The sequence below is a fragment of the Arthrobacter sp. TJ-58 genome (genome assembly GCF_058269295.1).
Genome location: NZ_JBZCNM010000001.1, coordinates 259,694 through 280,269, shown reverse-complemented (window position 1 = coordinate 280,269; position 20,576 = coordinate 259,694). Strand labels below are relative to the sequence as shown.

The window sequence follows — 20,576 nt, the reverse complement described above, 5'->3', positions numbered from 1 at the left end:
GTCCTGAAACAGCTGGAAGGACACAAATGTATGCCCGGGCACTGCGGCAGTGGAACGACAGTGGGGCCGCCCTTTCAGGCAGCCCCACGCTGGATCTGCTACCGAAGTCGGCTTAGCTAGCGGCGGCAAATGTCCTGGATGCGAACCGCTGACGCCATGGCCGCGTAGCCTGCGTCGTTGGGGTGCAGGTGGTCACCCGGATCGAACTGGGGGCGAAGGCGGCTGCGGTCGCGGGGGTCGCGGACCGCTGCGTCAAAGTCGATGACGGCATCGAATTCTCCCGATGTGCGGATCCAGGAGTTCACGGCCCGGCGGTCCTGCTCACCCGCGTCGCTGTAATACCCTGCACCGCGGTAGGGAGTGAGGGTGGCACCCACCACCCTGATGCCGTGGTCATGGGCCCGCTCGATGAACTGCCTGTAAACGGCGATCAGCGATGCAGAATCCAGGGCTCCCGCCGATTGGCCTATGTCGTTGATCCCCTCGAGGAGGACCACGCTGCGCACACCGGTCTGGTCGATAACGTCGTCCTCGAAACGTGACAGTGCGGAGACCCCGGCCGTACCGGCATCCTCCAGCACCCGGTTACCGCTGATTCCGGAATTGATGACGCCGCACTGCCTGCCCTCGGGCCGGCGGAGCAGCCGGTCCGCAACCTGGTCCGGGTACCGGAGATTGGCATCGACGGTGGAGGCATATCCGTCAGTGATGGAGTCACCAAAGAAGACCACGGAGCCAAGTGCATTCGACGTCGTATCCACCCCTTCCAGAAAGTACCGTGAGGTGTCCAGCTCTTCATAGGACGCCGACGGGCTGGCGGTGGCGTCCCCTGCTGCGCGGTATGACGTCGCCATTCCCAGGCTGTGGACGGACGCCGGTCCCGTTGGTCCGGGCAGATACATGCTGACCGTCAGGTCGGAATCGCTTTGAACCGGCAGCTGCACCGGATCGGAGACCCACTCGGCGCCTGCGGGGATCGTCACTGATGCGGCGCCGTCGAACGTCACCTGGCGCAGCTGGCCCGGATCCGGATCCGCAGCGGCGGAGCCGGGATATGCCGTGGCCGCCCCGACCACCAGCGCGGTGGTTCCAAAATCGTTGCTGATGCGGATGCGGAAGCTGTCTCCGCCGACGGACAAATGGGCGGTTTGCCGGAGGGTGGTGTCGGTGAACCCTGCTCCGGAAATAGTGTCCTCGGCGCCGGCCGGCGTCATGGCAGCAGCCCAGCTGCCGATCCACCGCGGTGAGGAATGCGTTCCGCCGGAGGTGCCTTCAGGCTCCACGGTGCTGGAGCTGGCTCCATCGCCGGGAGTGGTGTCCGGATCGGTTTGAGCTGTCATTGCCGCACCGGTGGCTGGAAAACTCAGAGCGGCAGCTAAAAGGCCGGCCATAACGAAACCGGCCCGAGTGGTTGGTGGTCTCACGGTGCACTCCTTTGTGCTGGTTTTCCGGGTGGCGGAGGCCAGCCGTGGAGTCACGCTAGCACCGGGGTTCGTGCCGGAAACCCTGACGGGACAAGGTCACCGCAACGTCACAGCGAAACGCGCCCTACGGTTGTTTTGATCCGGCCTGTCACTAAATGTGGGAGCCCGCGCTCATTCTCCGGTTCGCTGCACACTCGGATTCCCCGCTGCGCAGTCACGAGAAGCTGCCCGGACGGCTGTCACCGGACGGTTGCGGGCCGCAACAGCAGCCACGTTCCGGCGGCCGAAAGCACAACCGCACCGATGGCTGCGACCATGAGCCACCAGAGGTGGAAGGCGGCGGCAATTGCTGCCGCCTGGGGTACGAGAATGATTGCCGCCACCAGCAGGGCGAGGACCACGACGGCCGCAAGCAGTTGGGGGCCACGTGCGCCGAAGCGCACCCAAGCCGCGGCAAAGACTCCCCCGATCGTCAGGGTCGCCAGTACTCCGAGGAAGACGATGGGCAGCAGGCGCAGTGGGTCGCCGCCTCCGAGGACATGGATGTCGAAGATGTAGAAGCCGGCGAACCAGTGATCCGTGGCGATTTCGACGGCATTCAGTGCTGCCAGAATCAGGGCGACATAGGCGGCGGTGACTGCGTTCCAGATGAGGGTGCCGGCCACGAAAGCCCGCCGGGTTGCTCCGAGAGCCAAGGCGAACGGGAAGGTTGTTGCGACGCTCGCGACACCGAGATAGCCGAAGAACCCCACCAGGGCGTACACGATTCCCGGGTTGCTTTGAGATCCTTGGACCCATGCCTGTGTCCCCGGCTGGCTGCCGGAGCGCCAGAAGATCAGTGCGATGAGAACCGAGATAACGGCGACCGCAGCTGCGATGGCCAGTGGCACGATGAAGGTTTCCGTCCTCCGGTTGAGGTGGAATTTGACGGTTGAGACGACGGCGCTCATGCGCGGACCCCTTTCTGAATCCGAACCGGTTCCGGTGCGCCCGCCCCGAACCCTGCAACGAGTTCCTGGAGGGTCGCCGGTGACGTTGTGGCTCCGAGCGTGCGTGCCTGAGCATGGAAATCTTCGTCGGCCGTTCCGCTGACAGTGGCTGATTTCAGGTTGCCGACCGTGTGGGACAGAAGCACAGTTCTGCCAGCTGAAAGCCGCTCGACCGCCTCCGTCGACCCGCTGACGGTGAGGGCAAGACCGGGTGTTTCTTCGCTGCCGCAGTCGACGCATATCCGGCCGCGGTCAACAATCACCACACGGTCAAAGAGGGCTTCGGATTCCTCGATGAGGTGGGTGGAGAGGATCACGGTGCGGGGATGTTCCGTGTAATCGCGGAGAAGTATGTTGTGAAACAGCGCCCTCGCCGTGACGTCAAGACCGAGGTACGGCTCGTCAAGCAGGGTGAGGGGCGCGCGGGAGGCCAGGGCGAGAACGATGGCGACGGAGGACAGCTGACCCCGGGAGAATTTCTTGATCGGGGTTTTGTCGGGAATACGGAATCCCTCCACCAGTTCGGCAGCAACGTCCGCGTTCCAATCCGGCGCAAATTCGGGGGCGATTCGCAGGACATGGCGCAGCAGATAACCGTCGGGATACCGCTGGTTGTCACGGATGAAGCTGACCCGGGACAGGACCGCTTCATTTTCAAAGGGATTTTCCCCGAACACCGCCACCGTGCCCGAGCTGGGCCGGTCCTGGCCCGCGAGAAGTGACATGATGGTGGTTTTGCCGGCACCGTTCCTGCCAAGGAGCCCGCAGATTGCACCCTCAGGCACGCTGAGGGTGACGTCCTCCAGCGCCGTCGAGCGCCCGAATATGCGGCTCACGGAGCGGATATCGATTGCGTTAGTCATACGGGATCCTGTTCCTGGTCGATCATCGAATGCAGTTCGGCGGGCGTGATATCCAGAACCGCGGCTTCTTGAAGAAGCGGCTGCAGAAATTGTTTGCGGAACTCCTCGCGCCGCTGGGTAAGGAGGATTTTGCGTGCTCCGGTTGCAACAAACATTCCGATGCCCCGCTTCTTGTAGAGCACGCCCAGGTCCACGAGCATGTTCACGCCTTTGCTGGCGGTGGCGGGATTCATCTGGTGGAACAGGGCGAAGTCGGTGGCCGAGGGCACCGCGGCCTCCTCCGGATAGGTTCCGGCCACGATGTCGTCAGCAACCCGGGCAGCGAGCTGCTGGAAGATCGGCCCCTCACCTGTGAACATGGCCCTGACGCTAGTCCATTAGTGGACTAATGGACATAGGTATTTGAAAGAAATCTCGGGGTGCCTTGAATCGACCCGTGGACGGCTGGCCAGCGACATCACCTGCCAATCGTCGTAGCCTAAGGTGCGTTCCTAAACGACGCATTCCTGCCATCTCAATGGAGAGAAAATGACAGTCAGCACCACCTCAGGCTCTGCCAGCGTTCCTGCAGCCCCCACCGATGCCGCTGCAGTCTCCCTGCGTCCCCTGGCTATCGGCGAAGTACGCATCACCGGCGGGCTGTGGCACCAGCGGGCCGAAGCGAACCGCGGCGCCTCCATACCCCAGGGCCTGGCGCGCCTGCACGCGGCAGGCAATATCAGGAACCTGGAAATTGCCGCCGGAATTGCCGAGGGCGAAGCTGTAGGGCCGGTGTTCGCCGACTCGGACGTCTACAAGTGGTTGGAGGCCGCTGCCTGGGAATATGCACGGTCCGGCGATGAAGGCCTCCTTCACGACCAGCTCGAACTCACCCGGACCGTCTCCCGGGCACAGGCGCCGGACGGCTATATCGATTCCGTGGTGCAGATACGCGAGGGAGAACGCTATCGGGAGCTGCCCTGGAGCCATGAGCATTACTGCATGGGCCACCTGATCCAGGCCGGCGTCGCCCAGGTGCGGGCCACGGGCTCGCGGGAACTGTTGGATGTGGCGGTCAGGGCCGCTGACCACTTGGTGGACACGTTCGGCCCGGACAAACGGCACGACGTCGACGGGCACCCCGTCATTGAAACGGCGCTGGTGGAGTTGTACCGGGAAACCGGAACCCCGGAATACCTCACGCTGGCCAAGTACTTCGTGGATGCGCGCGGGTGCGGGCTGATGGCCTCCTACGGCAAGGAGCCCACATATTTTTCCGATCGGGTTCCGGTGCGGGATGCCGACACTGTGGAAGGCCACGCCGTCCGTGCCGTTTATCTGGCCGCCGGTGCCGCGGACGTGGCCATGGAAACCGGCGACCAGGACCTGCTGCAGGCGCTGGAAATCCAGTACGCGTCCATGGAACGGTCCAAGCAGTACATCACCGGCGGACTCGGGTCCCGCTGGGAAGGAGAATCCTTCGGGGACCCATATGAACTTCCCACGGACCGCGGTTACGCGGAAACCTGTGCCGCGATCGGTGGAGTGCAGCTGGCGTGGCGCCTGCTGCTGGCCACCGGCGCCCCGGGCTACGCCGACCAGATTGAACGGATGCTCCTGAACGGATTCCTTGCCGGGGTATCCCTGCGCGGCACCGAGTACTTTTACGTCAATCCGCTGCAGCTGCGCGGGGACGCCTCACCGGAGGAGAACCGCAGCCCCGCCCACGGACGCCGCGGCTGGTTTGACTGCGCCTGCTGTCCACCCAACATCATGCGCACCCTCTCCAGCCTTGACGCCTACATGGCAACTGTCGCCGCCGGGGAACCGGAGATCCCCACCGTACAGATCCACCAGTACGCTCCCTCCGCCATCCAGGCAGCCGGCCTGAACCTGACGGTGGAAACCGGCTATCCATGGGACGGGGCCATACGGATACGGGTGGAATCTGCCCCGGCCGCCGCCACGGCCATCGAAGTCCGCGTGCCGTCGTGGGCACGGGGCGCAACGCTTGAGGGCCGTGCCGTTGCCCCGCGAACGTATGCCCGCGTGGAGCGGCTCTGGCACAGCGGTGACGAAGTGCTGCTGCAGCTGCCGCTGGAACCGCGGCTGACCGCTGCAGACCCGCGTATCGATGCCGTCCGCGGCTGCGCGGCAATCGAATACGGACCCCTGGTCTACGCGCTGGAGCAGGAAGACCAGACGGCGCCCGTCGATTTCCTGACCCTGTCACCGGAGGCACCGATCACGGCACAGCACCACCCTGATTTGCTGGGCGGCATTACGGTCCTGTCTGCCCGCGGCGGGGCGGACACCCCGCATGCGGAGGCGCGCTCACCTTACGCACCTCTGGGCGGACCGCAGCCGAGGGCCAGCGGAAAACTCCAGCTCACTGCCATTCCGTACTATGCGTGGGCTAACCGCGGACCGCAGCCGATGCGCGTCTGGACACCGGTCCTTTAAGTTCCGAGGTCCCACACCTCGCACTGCATCAAGCTTGTGGATCCGTTCGCCGGCTGGCCAGGGATCAGATCCCGGGTGCCGGCTGCCCGTCCACCTCGTGGATGGTGGGGATGACTTTTGTTCCGGTGGCGTCCAAGCTCAGCGTAATTGTCAGTGGCCGCCGGTATTCATCCATGGCAAGGATTTTATGGTGCGTCAACCCTATTCCGCTGTACTTGCCCGTTCTGATTAGCAGTGACGGATACGGCACCGTGATGTTGTATTCACGGCGCAGGTTCTCCGCGATCCGTTGGTAGATCTCTTTCCTGCTGGAGAGCGCTACGCGGATAACGTTGGCTGTGCTCCCAAACATCACCACGAGACCGAGGTTGTCCACGAGATCACGGCCGCCGCCAATAGCGTCGCTTATTTCCCAGCCAACAAACAGGGTTGCCGGCGTCAGGACGAACACCAAAGCAACGGCACCCCACACTTTCGCCCCTCCGGCCCGGAGTATCTCGCTGGGCACGGATGAATTCGGAGTCATTGCCACTTCGTTCCTGTCTCTGGACGCGGGATCAGAGACTATCCTTGGCCGGCGCTGCGGTAGCGCAGAAGCAGCGTGTCGCCGCCGCGGAGGATGTGCGCCAGTTCCAGGCGGCGCGGGAGAACCGCCTCGGGAGCGCCGGCCGTGATGCGGAGCGCGCTGCCCGCCGCCATCAACGGACTGACGGTCAGGCACAGATCGTCCACCAGCCCAGCGGTTTGGAACGATCCGAAGAGCCGGGGGCCGCCCTCGCAGAGCACCCGGTGGAAGCCGTGCTGCGCGAGCACGGCTGCCGCCTGCTTCGGTTCCACCGTCCGCTCCCCCGCCGGAACGACGTCGGCAACCCGTTCCAGCGCTGCCCTGCGGTCCGCGGGTGCGGCGGCTGCCGTCAGGATCAGGGGCCGGACCGGAGCCTGCTCAAAGAGCGGGGCATCCGGGTCCAGGTCCAGGGTGCCCGAAACAATAGCCAGGCCCGGATGGGCAGGCATCCCCCGTGACCCACGCCAGGCCTGGCTCTCCGCACCCAGGAGTTCCCCGGCGTAACCCTCGGCGCGCACCGTCCCCGCGCCCACCAGGATGACGTCGGCGGTCTGCCGGAGCAGTTCAAACACCCGGTGGTCTGCGCCGTCACCGAGGGCGCCGGAGCGGCCGTCGATTGCCGCGGCGCCGTCGGCTGAGGCTACGAAATTGAACCGGATATGCGGGCGCCCGGGCCGTGTCGGAGGAACATCCCAAGCGTAAGCTGCCATGAGTTCGTCGTCACCGAGCTCAGCCGCGGAGCCCGCGGCAGTGATGGCTGTGGTCATGCGAGCGCGGCCGGCTCGTTGAAGTCGCCCATGTTGTGGCGAAGATAGGCGGGCTCCCGCCATCCGAGGATGGCTTCGGTCATCCCAATGGCGGAAGCTGCGGCGGGGACATTGTGCATCCGCAGAATTCGCGCACCGTTCATGATGCTGGCGACACCCGCCGCGAGGGACCCTTCCGTGCGGTCCGCCTTTGCTGCGTCCAGGGACTCCCCCACAAAGTCCTTATTGGAAACCGCTGCCAGCACCGGATATCCCAGTTCTGCAACCTCGGCGAGCCGGCGGGTGAGCTCAAGGGAATGGAGGGTGTTCTTATTCAGGTCGTGGCCGGGATCAATGATGATGCATTCCGGAGGGACTCCCAGTTCCTGCGCATACCCGCTGCGCCGGCGCAGGAACTCCGCTACCTCGGCGACTACGTCTGCATACTGCGGACGCGGATAAGCGGTGCGGGGCGCGGCGAGGCTGTGGGTGATCACCAGATGCACCCCTGCAGCCGCCGCTACCCGGGCCAGGTCCGGGTTGGCCAGGCCGGTGGTGTCGTTGATGACGGTGGCTCCCGCCTCAATGGCCGCTTCGGCCACTGCGGGCAGGAACGTGTCCGCGGAAATAATCACATCGCTGCTTTCCCGGACGGCCCTGATGACCGGAACCACCCGGGCTGCCTCCTCTGCGGCATCCAGGGCAGGACCCGGAGCAAACGGTACGCCGCCAATGTCCACCCAGTCGGCGCCGTCGTGCACTGCCTGCAGCGCCGCCCCCACCGCAGCGTCCAGTGCAAACGTTCGGCCGCCGTCGTAAAAGGAATCCGGAGTGCGGTTGATGATGGCCATCAAGGCCACCTGGCAGCGGAAATCCAAGGTGCGTGCCCCGATCCGGTGTACCGGGTGCAGCAGCGGTGGTTGATACAAACTCATGGTTGAATCCTACGGCGACTGAATCCTACGGCGGCCCCGGTCAGGGTGCCGGGTTCAGGCCATGCGGACAAGGACGCTTCCCCGGTACCGCCCCTGAAGGAGGGCATCCAGTGCTATGGGGGCCGCATCCAGTCCCCCGTCGATGACGGTGTGCGGGAAAACCAGCTGTCCGTCAGCGAGCCACCGGCCGTAGCGGGTTTCCCAGACGGCCACCTGCTCCGGAGTATGCAACGTGGAGAACGGGCGGATGGACAGTTGCTTGACGATTGCCGTCATGATGTCCAGGCGCGGGAAGCCGCCGTCGCCGCCGTCAATCTGTCCTGCCAGCGCGCCGCATAAAGCAAACCGGGCATGCGGGGCAGCCGCCAGCACTGCCGCCTCAAACTGTGAGCCGCCCACGGTGTCAAAAAAGACATCGATGCCGCCGGGGGCGAGCTCGGCCAGGCGTTCCGCAATTCGCCCGTCCCTGTAGTTGATGGCGGCGTCGAAGCCGAGTTCCTCGACCAGATACCCGGCCTTCTCGATGCTGCCCGCGCTGCCGATGACCGTCTTCGCGCCGAGCGCCTTGGCAATTTGCCCGGCCAGCGAGCCAACCCCTCCGGCGGCGCCGCTCACAAACACCACGTCCCCCTCCTGAACCGCTGCCACATCCGCCATCCCGTGATACGCGGTGACACCCTGGTTCAAGACGTATTCGATGCCGGGAAAAACTCCCGTCGGAACAGGCCGGAAAACGGATGCGTCGCCCACGCTTTCCTCGCGCCAACCGCTCATATGCTGACGGTTCCCACGGCGCCGCCCCACAGAGGAGCGCCCACCGGATAAGGCGGCATCGGCAGTCCTGGCTCTTCGAACATCAAATCAGCCATGACGGCTGTGAGCTGCAGGAACTCGTTGCTGCAGCCCGACAAGATCAACGACATCATCGAGCTGAAAAAACGCACTAACCTATAGAAAGCGGCACCACCCTATCCAAAGGAAGCTGATCACCATGGCAGGAGAAATCACCCTCACCGTCACCGGAAACCTCACCACCGACCCCGAACTGCGCTTATAGCCATCCTTCACCAGGACGGTGCCAACCCATCATGAGCACGTTGATGAGTTGCCAGCTTGGCTATCGAGCCCACGCACCAGAGCGCTACGCAGCCGGCTGACCGCGTGCGCCGATGTCGCGGTGCCGACATCTTGGAATGACCCCATCCCGCCTTGGTACAAGGTGAGAGCATTTCGCGTTGCCTCAAGCAGAACGCCTGGGTCCGCGATATCGATGAATTGCTCGTCGAGCCAGTCGGCAACTTCTATTCGTTGTTTGTCCTGCTCTGCCCGGGCCACAGCACGTAGCTCCGCTACTGCGGTAATTATCTCGACCCGGACGGCTTCCACGTTGTGTTGCTGTCTACGACCCATTCACAAATCCTATGTAGTTGTCATGCACTTATGCACAGCAATGGATTCCCTACCGCGACGGCTAATTTGCTTGAAAAACGCCGGTTTCCTGGAACAGCGCATACAGCTTCAGCACTTCCAGAGTCGGGATATGAGTGGGAGACGGTGGATCAGTCAGAGGGAAGAACCCAAGGTCACTCACCTCGGACTCTTCTGCTAACAGGCTTCCCTCCCAGCTAGCGAGCACAAAACACATAGCGAAGGCTTGAACCTGATCGCCATTGGGGTAGGTCAGAGTGTGTATTAAAGGATCGGACAGGCTGGCGAATGGTTCGAGGTCTTCTGATTTAGCGACGATGCCCGTTTCTTCAAACAACTCGGTTACAGCCGCTGTTCGGAAACTTTGGCCGGGTTCGCAGCCGCCAGCAGGCAGCTCCCACGCTCCGTTATCCACTCGGCGCTGGAACAAAGCATGGCCTTCTTGTCCTCCTAGCACGAGCACTTGAGCGCCTGGCAGAAGAACGAGTTGAGATCCGAGGTGTTGCCGAATCTTCCACAGATATGACCCAATGTGCCCCATGGCCTCACCATAACAAGGGTGTCCCGTGCACGTCCCTCAACGGATCCCTCTATGGCGTATGCGACGCACCGGCCTAGCTCAATGAGGAACAATGATCACAATCCCCCCCCAGGAGCCAGGTTCTATGTCGTGTCGAGCTTCAGCAAGAGAGCCTGGCGTCGGGGACCGCGATTAGGATGGCGACATTCGGTAAGTCGGATTATTCCGGTCTCGTGTACCACCAGGGGGAATTGACTTGATTAAGCACGTTGTCGCACCCGTTCTTGCCGTGCTGCTGCTCGCGACCGGTTGCGCTGCGTCGTCGGCGGACCCGATTGACGCCATTGCAGCGGATAAGGTGACTCCCTCCCGGAGCCCTGCCTCGGGTGCAGTGGGCCCGACCCAGACGTCAACTCCGACCGCCTCGGAACGGCCAACGTTGGGCAAGCCGGCCTCGTACCAGGAAGGCTTCCCCTACGCGAGCGGTGCCCTTCCGGCACAGTGGTTGAGCCAGTCCGGATGGTACGCGCCGAAGGGTGCGGGCGCGGAGGTCATCGGCGACCTGGCGGCGTTCGTGGACCAGGATCTGCAGACCCGTGACCAGACACTGGTGGTGACCAACAGTGCCGGGGAGATCCTGTATCGGTCTCCGTCCCTTGCCCTGGACCCGGAGCAGCGCGTCGAGCCGTCCCTGGACCGGGTCCGGCAGAACGGGAAAGAGTTCTTCACGTTCTATCAAATCGGCGTGCCGCTCCAGTCCGGCGCCGCTCAGGGGGCAGCACCTGTGGCGCAGCTGATCGTCGTCGACGAGTTGGGGAAAGCCAGAGTTGTTGAAGAGCAGGTGGCGGGCCTCCGGCCCGCTTCCACCCATGCCGGCAACGGCGCCCTCGCCTTTACGGCCACCGACGGCGGACTCGACATGCACAGCGGCGTCGCAGCCGGCCCGGAGGCTCCCGACGTCGTTCGAGTGCTCAATGCTGAGACAGGAATGCTGGAGCAGATTCCGGAAATCGAGGGCCTGTCCTGGCTGGCCCGCATCGACGGTGTGGATGTGTACCGCTCGCCCCGGGCAGCTGACCCGCAGCAGGGTCTGCCGGAAGCGACACTTAGCGTCGGTGACTGGTCCACGACATTCGCGGACCATGCGTCCGGGTCCATCGTCTTCGGGTCCACATTCGTTTCCTTCCGGAAGGTTGACGACACATGCGAGACAGTTAACGTGCACACCGGGAACCCGGTGTCCTTCGAAGGCGCGGCCCAGGGGTGCGCTTACCCGACGGCCCGGCTGCCCGAATACGCAGCAGCTGCGAGTCCTAATGGTGAGCTGTACCTGATGCACTGGGCGGATGAGCAGGGTGTTGATGCGCAATGGGTGGTGAACCTGAAGACCGGGGAGCAAAGGCGGATTGATCCGGCGTCGGGCTTCTACCCGACTGCGATTTCCAACGCCGGCGACGTCTATGGCCGGAACTCCGCCGGCGATATGACTGGATACCTGAGATTCCCGGAGCAGATGGAACCGCAATTCGCCGAGCTGAAGCAGGACCTGCCGACGGCGGTTACGGATCAGGGTCTCGGGATGTTCAAGTACGAGGATCTGCCTACTTATTTCGCCGTGCCGGTCCAATAGTCCGGACCGGCCTGCACACCAGACCGATCTGGTGTCGTCGAGGGCCGCCATGTCCGAACGTGACAGGACGGTCAAGCCGTTCCCGGAAAAGGCGCTGGTCCGGAGCCCACCTAATACGAGGAGGAACTGCCCCTCTGAGGGATCGGCCTGCGGGCGGGCTGAAGGGACGAACGCAACTCTAATCCGGCTAAGTTCGATTCTGGTTCCGCAAACTCCATATACCCACGTAGAGCAGCCACGGCATCATGACAAAGAGGGGAAGCCATGTGGAGACTCTGTCTGTGTTGGCAAAAACGTTGAAGACGGCGATCGACAACATCAGGCTCGTGACGATAACCGCGAGGCGAGCAAAAGGAACAGGCCAAGGACGTATGGATCTCATGAGTGTGATGCTAATGCCATTCGCGCAAGCGTCCGTAAGCCGGTCCCTCAGCCTCCCCAGGGAAGTCCCGATCTGACATCCAGTAAGTGCGAGCATTATGGCCGCCGCTTCTGCCACCAGTGCCAGTTTTCAGCTCTTGTACCTGTTGGGCGGCTGTGCGAGCATCGGGCAACGATGTTTCCACATCGCTTATCGATACCTTGGGGGTTCGTATGCGTTCAGAGGCAATCGACGAAGTGAAAATCCTTATCGGCGCAATGCTCACGGTCGCGGTGGTGGTACAGGTTGTGGTCCTTCCGTTGCTTGCTGCGGAGGCGGCGACGGAATTCCCCGAAGTTGCCTATCTACGGACTCCCCTGACAGTGCTGGCAGTGCTTGCGATCGCAGGGGGCGAAGCGGCGTTGCTCTGCATCTGGCGTCTGCTTTCGCTGGCCCGGAGGGGTGCCCTCCTGAGTATCCGGGCTATCCGCTGGACAGACATGCTGATCCTCGCGCTGGTTGTCGGCACGGGGTTGCTGGCCGCTATTTCGATCGTCCTGGCCCGCGATCCACAAACGGGCGGCGGCGGCCCAGCCGTGGGCCTGGGTCTGATGGCCGGGATATTTCTCGGAGTGGCAGCGGTCATAGGTGTGGTGGTGTGGCGCGGTCGACTGCTGCAGTCTGTTCGGGGCGCCGCAGCCCAGCAGCGGCGGGTCCAGCCTTGGCGGTTCAGAGCGAGGGTGGGCCGAGACTGATTGGGCTCCCGCACCGAGCAGACGCCCGGCTCCGCACGACCAAAGCGGCCCGGCTTCCGGGGTTCCGGGCTTCCTTCCCGACCATAGTCCTTCCGAAGCTCAGCAGGACCGAAACTTCTCAGTACCTGTCTCGCTCGCGGATTCTTCATCGATTGCGTCGGCGCCCGGTCGTATATGTGGCGCCTCTAAGAGCGGAGCTGCTGACCCAAACTGCCGGCTTCGGCGCGGCCTCGTCGGTACTCGAGAACGGAGCAGATGAGGAACGCAGATGCGGCCAGGACCATGAAGAGGACCAACGCCGGGCGCCACCAATCCGGCAGCTGTTCAGCAAGTAGCATCGCGCCCACCCCGAAAACGATCGAGACCCCGAACAGGTAGCGGCTCCATGCAGTCATACGCACTGCCTAATCACGGCATTCTCTTACGTGTCACAAGCTATCCCCTGCGTGCATCTGTCAGCGGATATAGAGGTTGGCGTGGATTTTGGTCCAGTCATCGTCGAAATCATCGCCTGTGAAGGAGTCAGTCACGAGTGCCACCATCGTGGCGATTCCAGTGGTTTGACTGGATACGATCGGGCCAGGCCCGCATACCACTGCCCAAACTGCCTCGCCATGGTTTTGGGTTTGGATTACGCACAGTCCCTCCGTGTCTGACTCGGCGACGAAGTATGTGATTCCTTCATGTTCGGCCAGGTAGCGAACAGTTTCAGTAAGAACCCCCTGAGCCAGTACGTTGTCGGGTAGATAGTCAACTGACGTAGCAGCGCGGTCAAGGGCCTCTACGCCAGGATCAGTAGTGCTGGTGCACCCGGAAAGGCCGAGGATGCTGGCCACCCCTACGGCTACCATTCCGTACTTTATGAATTGCATGCTTCCCCGCGTTGTCAGTGGTTTATGACGCTATCAAAGGACGAGCGAGATCATGACAGGTGGGATGACATGGCCAGTTTCAGAAGGGATCCCTCATCACGGCGCCTAAAGGTTGATGGCTACCCACAGAACCGGGCCACCCATGGGCGGCCCGGTCCATCGTTCTTACGGAGCTTTATCGACTACCGAGGTGGTAATCGCGGTCCAGACGGGGGTGGCGCCGGCCGGCGTACCTGCCCAATCCGCCAGGAGGACCTCGCGTTCCCCGATCAGTAACCCGGTGTCCGGATCAATGATCATTTCTACACGAGCAACATGGTCGGCCTTCGTCATCCCTATCGAGATGCCGGTCCGTCCGTCCAACGTGGCTTGACGGTCCAGCACCGTTACTCCGGGCATCAGGGCCGCCGCTTCGTATAGCGCTGCGCGTAGATCTGCTGGAATCACCCCGGTACCCAGTGCCTCGGTGATGGTTTTGAAAGCTTGTTCCTCCGGCGTGGCGCCTTTGCCCCCGTTGCGCTCATGAATGAATTCCAGCAGCGCCTGAGGATCCCGAGGTGCGGTGTCCAGCGCTTCACCAAGTGGCATGCCATTGAAGATCGTTTGTTCGGCATCGTAGAAGTTGCCTCCCGGTGCGCGCATCAGCGGATCGTACGGGACGGTTGCGACCGACCCCCGGGCAGGATTCTCAAGTTCCAGCCGTTGCTGCTCTTCGAACCGGCGTGAGGCATCGTCGAAGAACTGGATGGGTACGCTCGGGTCCTGGTTGAGAATCCATTCCTCTGCTCGGTCTGCAGGTACGTACAGTTGTTTGTCCTGGCTTACCAGCCAGGTGTAGTACTCCCCCGAGGTGGTTGAGTTGCCATAGGAATATGCCGCTTTGGTATCCACCAGCAGGTACTGGCCGGGACCAACCACGGGATCGGACGTCCGGATGGTTGCATCCGCCGCGTTGTTCAAGACTTCGGCGGCTTCGGCGGTTGCGCCGGGTCCGCCGGGCCGGACAACGTCCGCCACGACAACTCCGCCTACGAGCAGAGCCGCGGCCGCTGAAGCCAGCAGTACACGACGTCGGAGCCGCGGCGGGTTTCCACGAAGTGCGGCGTGCGGCCGGGATCGTTCGCTAAGCTCAGATACAGACCCGGACCTGGCACCCGCCGCAGATCCCGTGACCTCAAGGGACCTTGCCCTGCTGGCGGCGAGTTCTGTTTCGGTGACGGCGCGTCCTGGATCGGCCGCGGCGAGCCGGCGTTCGATGTCATCCGGCGTATTAGCTGTACTCATTTTTGTGCTCCCTGTGGCTGTGTTTCCTCGTCCAATAGGCGACTCAGTGCTTTGCGTGCCCGGTGTAGCCGCATCCTGACTGCGGTGGCGCTGGTATCGAGCAGGTCCGAGACTTCGATGGAGCTAAAGCCGTCCCAGTAGGTCAGGAGCAGGACTTCGCGGTCATCGGCACCCAAGTGGCTCAAGGCCTCCTGAATTCGTGATTCACCGCGGTCGCTGTCGCGTTCGAGCTGCAGAGCTCCGAGGAGACTCGAGGCCCGGAGCGCTGACCGGTCATGGTTGCGGAGCACGTTTTTCGCAATTCCGAAGACAACCATGACCGAAACACCCTCGTCTTGCCCCGTTTTTTCCCACGTGATCCTGATAACTTCGGCACAGAGGTCTTCTGCGGTCGCTGCGTTATCTGTTCGACGGCGGAAATACCGGTAAACACGGTCGTGACAGGCAGCGTGGGTGGCCAAGAAGCGTTTTTCCCTCTCCAAGACCACTGGTTCCTTCCGGACGGTTTGTAGGCTCATGCCCTGTTAATGTCCGGCAGCCCCCAAAGTGTAACCAAGCGATCAAACTATTTCTTCGGGCATCCGTATCCATCAAACGGCAGAAGAGACGATCCTTTCCCCACCGGACCCTGCGGCTGCTTGCTCATGACAAACGGGAATCGGCATGGGTTTTGCGACGCACTAAGGCGGACTGCCCAGTTTCGTAAGACGATTCTCCCTCGCGATAGGCACATCGAGTCGAGACAAGCCCGCCCCGCAGCTGGAGCGTCTTGCCCGCAGTCAATGCGACATGCAATAGCAGGAAACGCCAGTCTTAACCCGCTCGGTGGAGCAGTCATGTTTGCCCCAAGGAGCAATGCAGTACCCGCAGGTATCAGGAGTCGAGCTGGTAGCTGCGAGTGAGCGCGGGAATCAACAGGGCCGCCACCAATATGAGCGTGCAACGAGCGGTTGCAACCGCTAGCCGTGATATGGGGCCTGGATCGCCAAACGGACGACCGATGTCTGTTTCGGTTCGGCTTTGACGGCCCTCGCCCTTGCCCTTCGACAGCCTCCCTGTTAGGTTTGTTATTGATCAATCACTAACCAAGGAGTAATCATGACCGTCACCCCCGCCCGCGAGCTCACCCCCGCGCAACACGCCCTGGCAGAGCACGTTCGGCTGGTGTCGTCCGGCCAGATCGACGAGTGGATCGAGCTGTACGCCGCGGACGGCACGGTTGAGTTCCCCTTCGCGCCTCCCGGTGTGCCTAACAGGGTGCAGGGACACGAAGCGCTGATCGCCCACATGCGCGGCTTCCCGCAGACCTTCGACGTGAAGTTCGTCGACGTCAAGTTCATCGAAACGACCGATCGCCGGACCGCGGTCGCCGAATACCGCTCGGAGGGAAGTGTCCTCAGCACAGGCAAACCGTACGAGCAGACAGTCATCACGGTGATTCGCCTCGACGAGGCGGGCCTGGTCGCGCAGTTTGTCGACTACTGGAATCCTCTCGTGGTCATTGAGGCCATGACCCCCGACGAGGCGGCCGGTGGCCAAGACGTGTCGTGGCCCGCGGGGCGCTAGTCCCGCGGGGGTGGGGTGGTGCGGGTCACCTAGCCGTCCCACCCCCTCCGCAATGAGAGAATGAGAGACATGCCTGCCACCGGCTCCAGCGTAAGGAGCGATCAACGTCGTCAAGTCGTACTGGACGCTGCCGTGGCCTGTTTCGCGCGCAAGGGTTACTACGGCACCGCGACTAGCGAGATCGCCGTACGGGCCGGAATATCTCAGCCCTACGTTTACCGCCTGTTTGCCAGCAAAGAGGCGTTGTTCGCTGGTGCCGTCCTCCACGTGTCCGAGTTGATGTCGGATGCTTTGACCGGAGCTGCCGAAGAAATCGGACCTCTGCGGGAGGCGGAAGCAGTGATGCGCGCGATCCAGTCCGCCTACAGTACTCTGATCGAGGACCGGGACGTCATGCGATTCCTCATGCAAGCCAGTTGCGCAGCTGATGAGCCGCTCGTGGCAGAGGCTGTGCGCACGTGCTACGCCAGGCAGGTCGAACTCGTTAGTGAGCTTCTAAACCACGACGACGCTGCAGTCCGGTACTGGTTCGGCGCCGGCATGCTCGAAAATGTCACGCTGATCTTGGGCCTGTCCGACGTCGACGAGCCGTGGGCGCGGACCCTCAGCGGACAGCGGTCTCGATAGAACGACGGTAGCTTCGCCCGATCGAGGAAGCCGCCGCAGCAGCGAGTTTGGCAACCTACTCAGCTGAAGCCTCGCCCCGGTTAACCGGGGGCATCCCTCGACAGCTGTCGAAGAACCACGCATCTACTTGCGGCAACCGCCCACGCCACAGTGTGCCTGTCGTTGGGACAGATGTCCCGTCGGGATACAAGGCGGAGTCATATGGTCAGTGCAACGCTCTGAAAGTAACGGAGCGATGCGATGCCCGGCGGTTTTCCTTTTTCCCAAGACTTCAAGGACCGGCTCTTTGATCTGATTTGTTCCGGCCAATCCATGGTCAGAGCCTGTGAGGTCATGGGCGTGTCCCGCAACAGCGGATCGAACTGGTGGCGTGATGCTGGTGCGATGAAATTAGTGGAGGGACCCGGCGACGGAGGACTGGCCCGTCCCGGCCCGGTGGACAGACCCCGCGGGCGGGGGCATCGGCTGAGCCTGGATGAACGGATCGAGATCATGTGCGGGCTGCGGGCCGGCAGGAGCCAGGCGGAGATCGGGCAACTGATCGGCCGGGATAGGTCCGTGATCTGCCGGGAAATCAAACGCAACCTCAACGCCAACGGTGTGTATCACGCCGCGATGGCCCATTCCCGGGCCCATGTCCGCGCAGACCGGCCCAAGCCCTTCAAGCTCGCCGAGAACACGAGGCTTTGCGCCCTGATCGGCGAATGGACGGATCAGGGCTGGAGCCCGAAACTCATTGCGTTGGTCCTGACCCGGGACTTCCCTGATGATAAGAGCATGCAGGCCAGCCACGAAACGATCTATCAGGGCCTCTACGTTCAAACCCGCGGGCAGCTGCGCAAGGATCTATACTGCAGCCTGAGCCTGAAGCGGGCACGCCGGAAACCCCTGACCACCGATCACACCACCGGACGCGGCAAGCACTTCGCTGATGCCTTCACGATCAGCCAGCGACCGGCCGAGGTCGAGGACCGGGCATTGGGAAGGGGATCTGATCGTGGGCACGGGCAGTAAATCCGCGATAGGGACGTTGGTGGAGCGCTCGACCCGGTTCACCATCCTGTTGCATCTTCCCGAGCGTCATACCTCCGAGGCGGTGGCCGAGGCGATGATTGCCGCGATGAAGCATCTGCCGGCGGATCTGCTGCGCACGGTGACCTGGGACCGGGGCGTGGAGATGGTCAAGCACCGGCAGATCACCATGGAGCTGGGGGCTCCGGTGTATTTCTGTGATCCGCATTCGCCGTGGCAGCGCGGCACGAATGAGAACACGAACCGTCTGCTGCGGCACTGGTTCGAGAAAGGCACGGATCTGAGCGTGTATTCCAAGGCGGATCTGCGTAAGGTCCAAGACTCGTTGAACCGGCGTCCCCGACCGACCCTTGGACTGGCGACCCCGGCTCAGAAACTAGCGGAGTTGCTGCAACCAGCAGCAGCCTGACCCCCCCCGTTGCACTAACCGATTGACTTGGCCCAACGCCTACCCCCGAAGGTGTATAAATCCTGATGTCGTCTGCGACGTATGCTCGTCACATTCCCCGCGATTAGCTTCCCGAATGGAAAGGTATCTGCCTCCCTGACCCAGGCCCTACCTTGTAGTGGACCGCCAGGGGAGATCCGCTAGATGTCATATCTGCCACAGCGGATAGTCCTGCGTGGGGTAAACCCATCGCTTTGGCCGAGGATATGTGCCTAACCATCCCAACGCTGGGTACATGAACAAGCCTGTTGACACCGCTACCGAAAAGGCGGAGGGAGGGACGCCTGATGGTTGCATAATAGTGAAGTAGATGGGAGCAAACATGAAACAGTCAAGGCTCAGTGTGAAGACAAATGCCCATCTCCGTGTGCCTACGCCCACGCTTGCGCCAAAGCTCTTCCACTCCTGAACTTCAACAATAGATTCCCCCTGCATGAAAGCTGCAGCGACCTTCATTTGCAGTAACTGGAGCCTGACCAAACGCATGAACCCAAGCCGCCGGCCTCTTGGACGGGAACTCAGCTGCTGTACCCAGCAGCTACTTTTTGTGCGGAGTCGCTGGCGGTTGCAGATCAATCAGCCCAAGCCAATGCTCAGGAACTCCAACCCTATGGAGACGCCAATCAGCACGAAAAGCAGGGTTAGACGCTTTCCCTCAATAAAGTGGTGCTGACCCAGTCCAAATCGGTGCATGGACTGATAGAAGATGAAGAATATGCCGGCCAGACAGGCTATCGCTCCACCAAGAGCAATATCCGCAGGCCCGGTATTCCCCCCGGCGAGAACCGTGATAAGGCCAAACAGCATCAGCCCCCAGCACACAAAGATGAGGACTTTCATGGCCTTCGCATAGCGTAAGCGTGCGGGGTTAGGAGGATTGATTGTCGTGCCCATGGACTAAGCGTATGACGAGGTATCTCGTTGAAGTCACCGACACGAGCTGAGCAATAGCGCGTGCACGAATACGATCGTTTCCGTGCACGGCGACGTGACAAGAACGAGGTGCACCAAGACCGCGCCAACTCGCCGTCTCACCTTGCACGGAAAAGTGAACGAAACACCCTTGCACGAATCATCATGCCCTTGCGAGTTTCGTTCATACCGTTAAGCTTCAACTATTTAGACGCAGGCGAAGCCGAACAGCATACATCTATGACGAGCCAGAACCTGATTGGTTATGTCCGCGTAAGCACCACTGACCAGGGCGCGGCTTTGTAACTTGATGCACTGGAACGGGCCGGAGTTCTAAAAGTCTTCACGGACAAAGTGTCCGGCACCTCAAGAACCCGGCCCGATTGGGATGCCTGTATGGACTATCTGCAGCCAGGAAATGTTCTCGTTGTATGGAAGCTTGACCGCGTTAGGCGATCAACGGCAGAACTCGCACAGATCATCGTTCAACTAGGTCAGCGCGGCATCAACTTCAAGTCTCTGACTGAGACATTCATCGACACGACAACAGTCGACGGACGATTGGTTTTCCACATCTTCGCGGCCCTGGCAGAGCACGAACGAAACAGACTCATCGAACGCACACAAGCAGGGCTGACTGCGGCAACAGAACGCGGACGTGTGGGAGGCCGGCCGACTACCGTAACCGATGAACAATTGCGGGAGGCCAAACGAATGCGAACCCAAGGGCTGACGGTTGTTGACATCTCACGACTCCTGCAAGTCGGACGAATGAGTCTAACCAGGGCACTTCAACGCAGCAGCGACGAAATGGAGCAGTCATGATCAGTGTCATCCGTGCCCTGATGACCGCAGGTGTGTGGATCAACTACCGTTTTATGCGCGCAGTCTTCGATTTGCCGCTGCGGTTGTTTCCCATACCAGAACGTACTCGAAACAAGATCGCCGGTGCACTATCAACCGGCTTTTGGCTCGTCCTTATTTGGACTGTTTTCCTGGCGGCAGCGTCGCCTGGCTGGGCTTACCTGATCCTAGGGCCGCTTTCCGTTTGGCTGTTCGTGGCAGTGATTCGAATGGAGGAACGCCGTGCACTTGTCCGACGATGAACGGTTCGACTCCTGCGTGCTTCGAGGCCCCAAGGAGAATAGCTGCTGGATCTGGCTCGGCGCCGTCAGTG

Annotated in this window: 21 protein-coding genes and 1 pseudogene; 8 read left to right on the top strand and 14 right to left on the bottom strand. The window is 62.0% G+C overall.

The window, feature by feature from the left end; all coding sequences use genetic code 11:
* Positions 1-116 precede the first annotated feature (116 nt).
* From AC4D2W_RS01325 to AC4D2W_RS01310, 4 genes are all read right to left on the bottom strand, one after another.
* On the bottom strand, positions 117-1,340 hold the full coding sequence (locus tag AC4D2W_RS01325) for an SGNH/GDSL hydrolase family protein (RefSeq protein ID WP_490925117.1): 1,224 nt from the start codon (positions 1,338-1,340) through the stop codon (positions 117-119).
* A 323-nt stretch (positions 1,341-1,663) separates the two neighbouring features.
* Positions 1,664-2,374 (bottom strand): hypothetical protein, encoded by a 711-nt coding sequence (locus tag AC4D2W_RS01320; protein ID WP_490925116.1) that lies wholly within the window; start codon positions 2,372-2,374, stop codon positions 1,664-1,666.
* Positions 2,371-3,276, bottom strand: coding sequence for an ABC transporter ATP-binding protein (locus tag AC4D2W_RS01315; RefSeq protein ID WP_490925115.1), 906 nt, complete (start codon positions 3,274-3,276; stop codon positions 2,371-2,373). The genes AC4D2W_RS01320 and AC4D2W_RS01315 overlap by 4 nt, the downstream gene beginning before the upstream one ends.
* Positions 3,273-3,635, bottom strand: coding sequence for a GntR family transcriptional regulator (locus AC4D2W_RS01310; RefSeq protein ID WP_490925114.1), 363 nt, complete (start codon positions 3,633-3,635; stop codon positions 3,273-3,275). The genes AC4D2W_RS01315 and AC4D2W_RS01310 overlap by 4 nt, the downstream gene beginning before the upstream one ends.
* Before the next feature lie 169 nt (positions 3,636-3,804).
* Here AC4D2W_RS01310 and AC4D2W_RS01305 point away from each other — a divergent pair, with 169 nt between their 5' ends.
* Positions 3,805-5,718 carry a glycoside hydrolase family 127 protein gene (locus AC4D2W_RS01305; RefSeq protein WP_490925113.1) on the top strand — a complete coding sequence of 638 codons (1,914 nt, stop codon included), beginning with the start codon at positions 3,805-3,807 and terminating at the stop codon, positions 5,716-5,718.
* 64 nt (positions 5,719-5,782) lie between these two features.
* On the opposite strand, the gene AC4D2W_RS01300 is transcribed toward AC4D2W_RS01305, so the two are convergent.
* The 6 genes from AC4D2W_RS01300 to AC4D2W_RS01275 all read right to left on the bottom strand — a co-directional run bounded on the left by AC4D2W_RS01300 (position 5,783) and on the right by AC4D2W_RS01275 (position 9,933).
* On the bottom strand, positions 5,783-6,244 hold the full coding sequence (locus AC4D2W_RS01300) for a hypothetical protein (protein WP_490925112.1): 462 nt from the start codon (positions 6,242-6,244) through the stop codon (positions 5,783-5,785).
* A gap of 38 nt (positions 6,245-6,282) precedes the next feature.
* Positions 6,283-7,050, bottom strand: a complete 768-nt coding sequence (locus AC4D2W_RS01295) for a pyrimidine reductase family protein (RefSeq protein ID WP_490925111.1) — start codon at positions 7,048-7,050, stop codon at positions 6,283-6,285.
* A complete protein-coding gene (folP, locus tag AC4D2W_RS01290; protein ID WP_490925110.1) occupies positions 7,047-7,964 on the bottom strand; it encodes a dihydropteroate synthase in 918 nt (305 codons plus the stop codon). The genes AC4D2W_RS01295 and folP overlap by 4 nt, the downstream gene beginning before the upstream one ends.
* A 54-nt stretch (positions 7,965-8,018) precedes the next feature.
* Positions 8,019-8,738, bottom strand: coding sequence for a zinc-binding dehydrogenase (locus AC4D2W_RS01285; protein ID WP_490925109.1), 720 nt, complete (start codon positions 8,736-8,738; stop codon positions 8,019-8,021).
* Complete coding sequence (locus tag AC4D2W_RS01280; protein ID WP_490925108.1) at positions 8,735-8,890, bottom strand: hypothetical protein; 156 nt, start codon at positions 8,888-8,890, stop codon at positions 8,735-8,737. The genes AC4D2W_RS01285 and AC4D2W_RS01280 overlap by 4 nt, the downstream gene beginning before the upstream one ends.
* Positions 8,891-9,435: 545 nt before the next feature.
* Positions 9,436-9,933: an NUDIX domain-containing protein gene (locus tag AC4D2W_RS01275; protein WP_490925107.1), complete on the bottom strand. Its 498-nt coding sequence runs from the start codon at positions 9,931-9,933 to the stop codon at positions 9,436-9,438.
* A 235-nt stretch (positions 9,934-10,168) separates the two neighbouring features.
* Here AC4D2W_RS01275 and AC4D2W_RS01270 point away from each other — a divergent pair, with 235 nt between their 5' ends.
* Together AC4D2W_RS01270 and AC4D2W_RS01265 are read left to right on the top strand one after the other, a co-directional pair.
* The gene (locus AC4D2W_RS01270; protein ID WP_490925106.1) at positions 10,169-11,542 is read left to right on the top strand and encodes a hypothetical protein; all 1,374 of its coding nucleotides are present in this window, start codon (positions 10,169-10,171) and stop codon (positions 11,540-11,542) included.
* Positions 11,543-12,136: 594 nt separating this feature from the next.
* Positions 12,137-12,658 carry a DUF2975 domain-containing protein gene (locus AC4D2W_RS01265; protein ID WP_490925105.1) on the top strand — a complete coding sequence of 174 codons (522 nt, stop codon included), beginning with the start codon at positions 12,137-12,139 and terminating at the stop codon, positions 12,656-12,658.
* A 185-nt stretch (positions 12,659-12,843) separates the two neighbouring features.
* On the opposite strand, the gene AC4D2W_RS01260 is transcribed toward AC4D2W_RS01265, so the two are convergent.
* The 3 genes from AC4D2W_RS01260 to AC4D2W_RS01250 all read right to left on the bottom strand — a co-directional run bounded on the left by AC4D2W_RS01260 (position 12,844) and on the right by AC4D2W_RS01250 (position 15,332).
* Positions 12,844-13,053 carry a hypothetical protein gene (locus AC4D2W_RS01260; protein WP_490925104.1) on the bottom strand — a complete coding sequence of 70 codons (210 nt, stop codon included), beginning with the start codon at positions 13,051-13,053 and terminating at the stop codon, positions 12,844-12,846.
* A gap of 642 nt (positions 13,054-13,695) precedes the next feature.
* Positions 13,696-14,814: a CU044_5270 family protein gene (locus AC4D2W_RS01255; RefSeq protein ID WP_490925103.1), complete on the bottom strand. Its 1,119-nt coding sequence runs from the start codon at positions 14,812-14,814 to the stop codon at positions 13,696-13,698.
* Complete coding sequence (locus AC4D2W_RS01250; protein WP_490925102.1) at positions 14,811-15,332, bottom strand: RNA polymerase sigma factor; 522 nt, start codon at positions 15,330-15,332, stop codon at positions 14,811-14,813. Before AC4D2W_RS01250 ends, AC4D2W_RS01255 begins: the two co-directional genes overlap by 4 nt.
* A gap of 580 nt (positions 15,333-15,912) precedes the next feature.
* Between AC4D2W_RS01250 and AC4D2W_RS01245 the strand changes: the two genes are divergently transcribed.
* The 3 genes and pseudogenes from AC4D2W_RS01245 (at position 15,913) to AC4D2W_RS01235 (ending at position 18,448) form a co-directional block, all read left to right on the top strand.
* A complete protein-coding gene (locus AC4D2W_RS01245; RefSeq protein WP_490925101.1) occupies positions 15,913-16,380 on the top strand; it encodes a nuclear transport factor 2 family protein in 468 nt (155 codons plus the stop codon).
* A gap of 69 nt (positions 16,381-16,449) precedes the next feature.
* Positions 16,450-17,007, top strand: a complete 558-nt coding sequence (locus tag AC4D2W_RS01240) for a TetR/AcrR family transcriptional regulator (protein ID WP_490925100.1) — start codon at positions 16,450-16,452, stop codon at positions 17,005-17,007.
* A 240-nt stretch (positions 17,008-17,247) separates the two neighbouring features.
* A pseudogene (locus tag AC4D2W_RS01235) lies at positions 17,248-18,448 on the top strand (IS30 family transposase).
* Positions 18,449-19,063: 615 nt separating this feature from the next.
* On the opposite strand, the gene AC4D2W_RS01230 reads toward AC4D2W_RS01235, so the two are convergent.
* Complete coding sequence (locus AC4D2W_RS01230; RefSeq protein WP_490925099.1) at positions 19,064-19,381, bottom strand: hypothetical protein; 318 nt, start codon at positions 19,379-19,381, stop codon at positions 19,064-19,066.
* 333 nt (positions 19,382-19,714) lie between these two features.
* On the opposite strand from AC4D2W_RS01230, the gene AC4D2W_RS01225 reads away from it, so the two are divergent.
* On the top strand, positions 19,715-20,224 hold the full coding sequence (locus AC4D2W_RS01225) for a recombinase family protein (protein ID WP_490925991.1): 510 nt from the start codon (positions 19,715-19,717) through the stop codon (positions 20,222-20,224).
* On the top strand, positions 20,221-20,505 hold the full coding sequence (locus tag AC4D2W_RS01220; protein ID WP_490925098.1) for a hypothetical protein: 285 nt from the start codon (positions 20,221-20,223) through the stop codon (positions 20,503-20,505). Before AC4D2W_RS01225 ends, AC4D2W_RS01220 begins: the two co-directional genes overlap by 4 nt.
* Positions 20,506-20,576: the final 71 nt, after the last annotated feature.